The sequence below is a fragment of the Puia sp. genome, from assembly GCF_036500295.1.
Lineage (GTDB): Bacteria > Bacteroidota > Bacteroidia > Chitinophagales > Chitinophagaceae > Puia.
The window spans coordinates 1-2,331 of record NZ_DASYCH010000060.1; the positions used below are offsets into that span (position 1 = coordinate 1).

At 52.9% G+C, this 2,331-nt stretch carries 3 protein-coding genes; all 3 read left to right on the forward strand.

Annotated features, from left to right (window positions below):
* Positions 1 to 1,087, forward strand: a 1,087-nt coding sequence (locus tag VGM48_RS12080) for a thiamine pyrophosphate-binding protein (protein WP_331579393.1), incomplete at its 5' end; no start/stop codon positions are given.
* 58 nt (positions 1,088 to 1,145) lie between these two features.
* Complete coding sequence (locus tag VGM48_RS12085) at positions 1,146 to 1,919, forward strand: class I SAM-dependent methyltransferase (protein ID WP_331579395.1); 774 nt, start codon at positions 1,146 to 1,148, stop codon at positions 1,917 to 1,919.
* A gap of 122 nt (positions 1,920 to 2,041) precedes the next feature.
* The coding region (gene ilvN / locus VGM48_RS12090) for an acetolactate synthase small subunit (protein WP_331579398.1) at positions 2,042 to 2,331 on the forward strand (290 nt) is incomplete at its 3' end.

Sequence of the window (2,331 nt, forward strand, 5' to 3'; positions counted from 1 at the left end):
CATCAACGAAGCAAAAAAACCCTTTGTCCTCTTCGGCCAGGGCGTTATCCTCGGCAAGGCGGAAAAAGAATTCAAGACCTTCGTTGAAAAATGCGGTATCCCCTCCGCCTGGACGATCCTCGGCCTCAGCGCCCTGCCCACCAGCCACCCCCTCAACGTAGGCATGCTGGGTATGCACGGCAATTACGGCCCCAACGTCCTGACCAACGAATGCGATGTAATGATCGCGATCGGCATGCGCTTCGACGACCGCGTCACCGGCCGCCTCGACAAGTACGCCCGGCAGGCAAAAGTGATCCACCTCGACATCGACCCCGCCGAGATCGATAAGAACGTAAAGGCTGCCGTCGGCATCTGGGGAGATTGCAAGGAAACCCTCCCCCTGCTCACCGAACTCGTCGATAAAAAAACCCACCCCGAATGGCTGAAGAAATTCAACGATTTCTATCGGCAGGAAGACGAAGCCGTCATCTATGATGAGATGAACCCCACCACCCCTCAAATGACGATGGGCGAAGACATGAAAACCCTCAATGAATTGACCGGCGGCAACGCCATCATCGTAACCGATGTAGGCCAACACCAGATGGTAGCCTGCCGCTATGCAAAATTCAACGAATCAAAAAGCAATATCACCTCCGGCGGCCTCTGCACAATGGGATTCGGACTCCCCGCCGCCATCGGCGCTAAATTCGGATCCCCCGATAGAACCGTAGTTGCCATCATCGGCGACGGCGGTTTCCAGATGACCCTCCAGGAATTGGGAACGATCATGCAGTCCGGCGTCGATATCAAGATCCTGATCCTCAACAACCGCTTCCTCGGCATGGTCCGCCAATGGCAACAACTGTTCAACGACCGGCGTTATTCCTTCGTCGACATCGCCAGCCCCGACTTCGTCCAGGTGGCCAAAGCCTATGGCATCGCCGGACAAAGCATCGAAAAAAGAGAAGACCTGCACGCCGCCCTGTCCGCTATGCTCAGCCATAAAGGCTCTTACCTGCTGGAAGTTTTCACCGGGAAGGAGAACAACGTTTTCCCCATGGTACCCCAGGGATGCAGCGTCAGCGAGATCAGACTTAAATAACAGCGCACCGCCCACCGGTCTCATTAACAAATGGACCCGGACGCACCAATGAATGAACATGACAACAACGCTCGATACAAAATGGAATGCCGGCCTTTACGATGACAAACACAATTTTGTCTTCAAATTTGGCGAAGACGTCGTACACCTGCTGGCCCCCCAACAAGGAGAAAGGATCCTCGATCTCGGCTGCGGCACCGGCTATCTCACCAACCTGATCGCACAAGCCGGCGCCCGCGTCATCGGCATCGACCACTCGGCCTCCATGATCGGACGCGCCACCGCAGCCTATCCCGATCTCGATTTCCGCGTTATGTCCGCTACCGCCTTTCATTTCGATACCCCATTCGACGCCGTTTTCTCCAACGCTACCCTTCACTGGGTGCTGGACAAAGAACAAGCCATCGACAATATCTATAAAGCCCTGCGCCCCGGCGGTCGCTTCATCCTCGAAATGGGCGGCAAAGGAAATGTAGAAGAGATCGTCGTCGCCACCCGCAAGGTCCTCACCCGCCACGGATACTACAGCAACGCCGCAACCCAACTCTGGTATTTTCCCTCACTGGGCGAATACAGCACCCTACTGGAAAAAAGAGGGTTCCGCGTTCGCTTCGCCGCCCACTTTGACCGGCCCACCCAACTACAGGATACCGACAACGGGATCAAAGACTGGATCAAGATGTTCGGCAACGCCTTCTTTAATGATATCCCCGACTCCGCCATCGAACCGGTCCTCGACGAGATCCAGGAGGCGGTACGGCCCACGAACTTCAGAAACCATAACTGGTACGGCAACTATAAAAGATTACGCATAGAAGCCGTCAAACAATAAAAAACAAACATTCGACAAACTAAAAGATCAGGCATAAATAAACACAAGAGCAAACATTCAACAAACTAAAAGAGCAAACATTCAACAAACCACAAGAGCAAACATTTAACAAACTAAAAGATATGAGCACGGGTAAACAAGAATATACGATTACGGTCTACACGGAAAACCAGATCGGCCTCATCAACCGGATCGCCATCCTTTTCTCCCGCCGTAAGATCAATATCGAAAGCCTCAACACATCCCCTTCCGAATCGGAAGGCATCCACCGCTTTACGATCGTCATCAATGAAACGGAAGAAGTAGTACGCAAACTCTGCCGCCAGTTGGAGAAACAAGTGGATATCCTGAAAGCCTACTACAATACCAACGACGAGATCATCTGGCAGGAACTCGCCCTCTATAAAGTACC

What these genes read in the sequence shown, in the direction of transcription:
- VGM48_RS12085 (WP_331579395.1), top strand. Translation starts at nt 1,146, where the DNA reads ATGACAACAACGCTCGATACAAAATGGAATGCCGGCCTTTACGATGAC.